Genomic DNA, 5637 nt, shown 5'->3' with positions numbered 1-5637 from the left:
GTTATATTATAAATGCAAATCGTAAGCTCCTGCAACTTCTGTTGAGATTTCACCTAACCAACCTGCTTCTTGATTTGTTGCTGTGTAAACTTTGATAAAATCGATTCCTAATAATTTAACAGGTGTCGTCATCATTATTACAAGAAGTCAATAAAAAGATTGATGATGTAGCAAATAAGAAATTAAAGAATAATTTCTTTGTAAAATTAAAATTCATTTTATTTAGTTTTGTTATATTATAAATGCAAATCATAAGCACCTGCAACTTCTGTTGAGATTTCGCCTAACCAACCCGCTTCTTGATTTGTTGCTGTGTAAACTTTGATAAAATCGATTCCTAATAATTTAACAGGATTTCCATTTTTATCAACAGCCCAATCAATATCAATATTTGAATCTTCGCTGTTATTTGGTGCATTGTCTACATAACCATAAGCCAATTGTTTACCAGTCCAAATACCATTTTTCTCTGTATAATTGCTTGCCAAAAGTGTACCTGAGAATTTTAACTGATCCGAACCAAACCACAATGGATAATATGATTGTTTATGATAAGAATTTTTAGTTTTATAACCTGAATTTCCTTGATTATCTGTCCATTTTACATATTCAGGATTAGGTATTTTATCTTCTTCGGTTGGTTTTTGATAAGAAATACTATAATTTTTTATTGTATTTGGATTCGTGTACTCACTTCCTGCAATTTCGTACCATTCGTCGTCATCTGGTTTTCCGTTTTTATTTTTATCATATGCAACCATCACAATTCCAGGTTCAGAAGATCCAGCAAAACCATTTCCTAAAACTTTAAAATCGCGTTTGTTTGGTTGGTTCATAATCGTATGGTCAAAACCAAATACCACATATCCTCCGTAACCTCCAAGTGTAATCATTGTAGATTTTTCTCCTACTAAAGCCTTAGCAGCTTTGGCTGTCATATCAGCTTGAGTTTCTCCTGTTACATAAGATGGTAAAGCATTTGTGAATTGTCCAACTGCTGGCAAATAATCAAAGACTTGAGAAATATATTTACTGTAAGTAGATAATTCTTGTGTAACATTAACCTTTGTTTTTATCGTTTTAGAAGTTACTCCTGAAGTAATTTCTAATGTTAAATCGTAAGCACCAACTTTATCAGAAACAAAACCTAAGGTTTTCTCATTACCAATAATTTCATTGCCAAGTTTCCATGTATATGTTGCATTTTCGAAACCAGAAACAGTTGGTTCAATTGAAACAATTTTTAAACGTGCTGCATCATAAGATACTTGTAAAGTAGCATTATCAGGATTAGTCTCGATAATGTTTTCATCATCACTACAGCTTTGTATTAAAGCAAAACTTAGTGCGGTTAGTAAGATTTTAGAATATTTCATATGTAAATTTTATTTATAGACAAAAGCAAAGTGAGCAGGAATATTTCCAGCAGCAGTTTTCCATTTAAAAGCACCATTTTTATCAAAACAATAGATGTAACCCATCGAAACATAATTTCCGACATCGGTTAGAAAAAGATCTTTGGTTTGAGGATTTACAGCAATTCCGTAAGGCGTTTCGATTTCATTAATAACAGGATCATTGACCAATGTTTTGTTGATAACTTGTTCTGTTTTGGTATCAATTACACCATAAGTTTTTGTGTATTCGAAAGTTGTGTAACTAAATTCGTTTGAATAATAATAGAGTTTGTTATCAACAATTGTAAAGTTAGAAACAGGAATATCAAATTTCTTTTTGATTTGATGCGTTTTACTATCCAACACATATAAATTTGATGGAACGTTGTAATAATCACCACGAGAAGTCACATATAAATCGCCATCTGCATCTTTTTTTAAACGATGAAGGTTTACTTCAACATCAATTTTTTTAGTTTCTTTAAACGTTGATAAATCAATCACAGAAATCGTTTTATCATATTCAGGAACTCGATATCCTCCTGAGTTTGCTACATACAAATTATTCCCAACAACTTCTAATTCTTCTGGCTGATAACCTACGGTCACTTGTCGCGTAACCGATAAATTAATCGTATCTATTTCGACCACTTTTCCCAAAGGCGCTTTCGGATCGATTGTAACAGGACCAGCATACGAAGATGCATACGCTTTCCCATTTGCAAACGTGATGTAACGACCATTTTCTAAAGGAATTGTTCCCAGATGTTTGGCTGTTCTTACATCCATTACTTCGATAAAATTTGATACGTTGATAACCGCATATAACTTATTTCCATAAATTTTGATATCATTCCCAACATCTCCCAATTCCTTTACCATAGTAGGATTTACGGTTGCATATATATTTCTATTATAGGTTCCTGTTGTAAAATCCATATAATCTACCGTAGCCATATTACTTCCCATTTTTCCTTCGTTTAGTAAATAAAAACCAACGACATCTGTTTTTTCGGGATCGGTTACACCTTCTTCCTCTTTCTCGATCAAATAAGTATCTTGCTGACAAGCATAAAAAGTAATTGCTGTTAAAAAACAGACGAATAATTGTTTGAAATTTCTCATAAGTTTGCGCTTAATATTAGCTTGAATTGTCTTCCTGGCATTGGATAATTTAAAACCACATCATATTGTTGATTCAAAATATTATTTAATTCAAAAGAAACTTTGAATAGACTTTGATTCAACCTAAACTCTTTATGTATCCCTAAATCATTTGTAAACCAAGGATTAAGACGATTTATTTTAATATTATCTTGATGAACATTGTAACGTTCTCCCACATAAATAAAACTGTAATTAAAATTCCATGTTTTATAAGAAGCCGCTAAAACAAAAGAGCCACTATGTTTTGGTGTATATGGAATTTGATTTTTGTAGTAACTTTTTTTAGGATTCGAATAATCTAACGCTTGCAAAAAACCGTAGTTAAGCATTGGCGAAACCTCTATTTCTCCTAATTGAAATGTTGATCGAATTTTAACATCCAACCCTTTTATTCTGACTTCATCCAAATTGAGCATAGTGAAACGAAACAAACTTCCAGAAGGCGCAGCCACAATTTTATCAGTTACTTCATTGTAAAAAGCATCGGCTTGAATCGTAATATTTTTGAAGAAATTTTGAGATGATTTAGAATAAGTAAAACCAACATTATATTGTGTAGAATATTCTGGTCGAAGATTCGCATAACCAATGTCTGTGTAGTACAAATCGTTGAACGTTGGCATTCTAAAAATACGTTTATAAAACGCTCTGATATTAAAATCGTGAGATTTGAATGGTTGATAATTGGCGATAATCGTTGGCGTCCATATATTTTTATCAGGCGCACTTGTGTTCATTTCTACTGATTCTTTTACAAAAGTTCCAAATAAACTTCCTTGTAAACTCAAACGTCCAAGACGATAAGTAGACGCGAACGCAACAAGATTTGTATGACGAGTAGGAAAAGAAAAATTCTTTAAATCTGCTCCCATATTATTAAACTGATAATCTGTTGCAACATTCACATCCCAATTATCTGTAATCGAATAAAGATTCGCCCAAGACACATAAAACTCGCGTTGTGTGTACTTATTTTCTATTTTTACTGTCGAAACTGTATCTGTATAATGGGTGAAATCGTAAGCAAACTTTGCGTTTATCTTCGATTGAAAATTTCTGAATCGTTTCTCATATTTACCTTGAACAAAATAATTTCTATCAACCAAAGTTTGTCCACGTCCATCAAATCGACCACGCACAATTGCAGCAGGAATTCCACGATCCGAATCATACAAATATCCTTTTACATTCCAATTCGATTGATTTCCTTTTCCGATCAATCCTAATTCCAAACGTTTTGCATCAACTTGTCCATCTCTACGTTTCAAAAGTGTATCGTATGCAGTAGTTCCATCCAAATTTTTGCGTTGATAACGGAATTTATATATACCATTCGTTTTAACATATTCTGCACTCAAAACAGCTGATAATCTATCCGTAATTTTCTGTTCAATACGAATAGAAGGATTGATTAATTGAATCGAGCCTAACTTATAACGAAGTGTAGCATTCGTTTTTTTATCACCAATAAAAACAGGTTTTTTGGTTTGAAGATAAATAGCAGAAGCAGAAGCATAATCTTTCGCTGATTGAAAAATATTACTTTTTTGACCATTATATAAAGAAATCATTTCCATATCGTCTAAAGAAAATTTTCCTAAATCGACAATTCCATTCTGCGCATTTCCAAGTTGAATTCCATCATAAAAAACTGCAACATGTTGAGATCCCATCCCACGAACATCAATAGTTTTTAAACCTCCAACTCCACCGTAATCTTTAATTTGCACTCCTGCAAAAAAACGAACAGCATCTGCCACAGAATGGCTATTTAAAGCCTCTAGTTCCGCTCCTTTCAATTCCTGAACAGGAACAACGGCTTTTACATTATTTTTTAAAATATTAACTTGCTGAAGCTCTAAAATACTATCATGAATAATTTGCGCAGAGGCTATGCGACATGAAAGCAAAATCAAGCTGCAACAAATAATTATAGTTTTTAGATTTCTCATTTAGCAATAATCAATTGTTGCTAACGAGAGTATATGAAGAAGTATTGAAAGGACGAACCTATCCAAAATTTGAACTTCACGCTTTAGTCCCCGAAAGCATTCAACATTTATCATTTTGGTAGGTCTTCTGACTTACTCCTTTTTTAGAAATCCTTCCCATTAAAAACAGTGGATATAATGTATCTAAAAAATATGGAGCTTACAGCAGCGGGTCTGTTCAGGATTTTCACCTGATTCCCTGTTACCGAACGGTTAAGTTCGCACCAAATGTTAATCAAAAGTAAAATTATTATTTTGAATAAACAATTAAATCTTTATCAATAATAGCTAAATAAAAAAAGCTAACTCATTCGTTAGCTTATTCTTTTACTTTATTTATTTCGATCACTTCTCCAGTTTCATCAACCTGAACCGCAATCTTTTCATAATTCCATTTATCAAATTCTTTCTCTCCTACAATAATTGCAGTTCCAGAACCTTTTGTTCCTTTTATAGGTACAGAAATGTTAGCTTCACCAATATCATTTGTAATAGAAATATTTCCAGTAAAAACTCCGTTCGTTTTAACATCCGTACCCAATTTCTGCTGAACTTCAACATTTTGATTAATAATATTAATTGCATGTTTCGTTACATCACTATCCGAAGTTATCTTACTAAAACCCCAAAAAGCACCACCAATTAACAATCCAAAAAATAAAATCACAAACGACAAACAGCCAACAGGCACAACCCATTTCCAATTACGTTTAAACCAACTTTCCTTTGGTAACAATTGATTATCATACTGATTTTCTTCCATAATATATAGGTTTTGAGTAAAGATAATAAATTTGGGCGTTCCCTCGCTCTTTGCCTTCCATTTATATTATTCATAGAATAAGCAAAATAATACAAACACAGCTAATGCAAATCGCTCGGTCGGGCTATCCGTTGCAATCTTTTGTAAAAGAAGATTAGAAGTGATTACAGGAAATACAATTTCTACAAAAGGATTTCCACTGCTATCCCTAACGCGGGTTTTAAGTTCTGAGTTTTGAGTAATAAGTTATAAGACATAAGATTTAAGACTGACAATAAAAATCTACAAAGGAGTGTTATCGAGTTATGAGTTGTAAGTT

Annotated in this window: 5 protein-coding genes and 1 riboswitch; all 5 genes read right to left on the bottom strand. The window is 32.3% G+C overall.

What is annotated here, in order from left to right:
• Window positions 1–6 precede the first annotated feature (6 nt).
• Window positions 7–132 carry a hypothetical protein gene (locus B3I31_RS10355; protein WP_260509627.1) on the bottom strand — a complete coding sequence of 42 codons (126 nt, stop codon included), beginning with the start codon at window positions 130–132 and terminating at the stop codon, window positions 7–9.
• A gap of 104 nt (window positions 133–236) precedes the next feature.
• Complete coding sequence (locus B3I31_RS10350) at window positions 237–1376, bottom strand: PKD-like domain-containing protein (protein ID WP_219035417.1); 1140 nt, start codon at window positions 1374–1376, stop codon at window positions 237–239.
• 9 nt (window positions 1377–1385) lie between these two features.
• The gene (locus B3I31_RS10345) at window positions 1386–2522 is read right to left on the bottom strand and encodes a YncE family protein (RefSeq protein ID WP_221856352.1); all 1137 of its coding nucleotides are present in this window, start codon (window positions 2520–2522) and stop codon (window positions 1386–1388) included.
• On the bottom strand, window positions 2519–4516 hold the full coding sequence (locus tag B3I31_RS10340) for a TonB-dependent receptor (protein ID WP_291046769.1): 1998 nt from the start codon (window positions 4514–4516) through the stop codon (window positions 2519–2521). The genes B3I31_RS10345 and B3I31_RS10340 overlap by 4 nt, the downstream gene beginning before the upstream one ends.
• Window positions 4517–4615: 99 nt before the next feature.
• A riboswitch (cobalamin riboswitch) is annotated at window positions 4616–4799 on the bottom strand.
• 75 nt (window positions 4800–4874) lie between these two features.
• Complete coding sequence (locus B3I31_RS10335; RefSeq protein ID WP_291046770.1) at window positions 4875–5318, bottom strand: cytochrome c oxidase assembly factor Coa1 family protein; 444 nt, start codon at window positions 5316–5318, stop codon at window positions 4875–4877.
• Window positions 5319–5637 lie beyond the last annotated feature (319 nt).

Source organism: Empedobacter sp. UBA3475 (assembly GCF_002378465.1).
GTDB classification, from domain to species: Bacteria; Bacteroidota; Bacteroidia; order Flavobacteriales; family Weeksellaceae; genus Empedobacter; species Empedobacter falsenii_B.
The sequence above is the reverse complement of the archived record's forward strand: the minus strand, read 5'-3'. Positions and strand labels throughout refer to the sequence as shown.

Coding starts and splice junctions, on each gene's coding strand:
- B3I31_RS10355 (WP_260509627.1), bottom strand. CDS start 132: ATGACGACACCTGTTAAATTATTAGGAATCGATTTTATCAAAGTTTAC.
- B3I31_RS10335 (WP_291046770.1), bottom strand. CDS start 5,318: ATGGAAGAAAATCAGTATGATAATCAATTGTTACCAAAGGAAAGTTGG.
- B3I31_RS10350 (WP_219035417.1), bottom strand. CDS start 1,376: ATGAAATATTCTAAAATCTTACTAACCGCACTAAGTTTTGCTTTAATA.
- B3I31_RS10345 (WP_221856352.1), bottom strand. CDS start 2,522: ATGAGAAATTTCAAACAATTATTCGTCTGTTTTTTAACAGCAATTACT.
- B3I31_RS10340 (WP_291046769.1), bottom strand. CDS start 4,516: ATGAGAAATCTAAAAACTATAATTATTTGTTGCAGCTTGATTTTGCTT.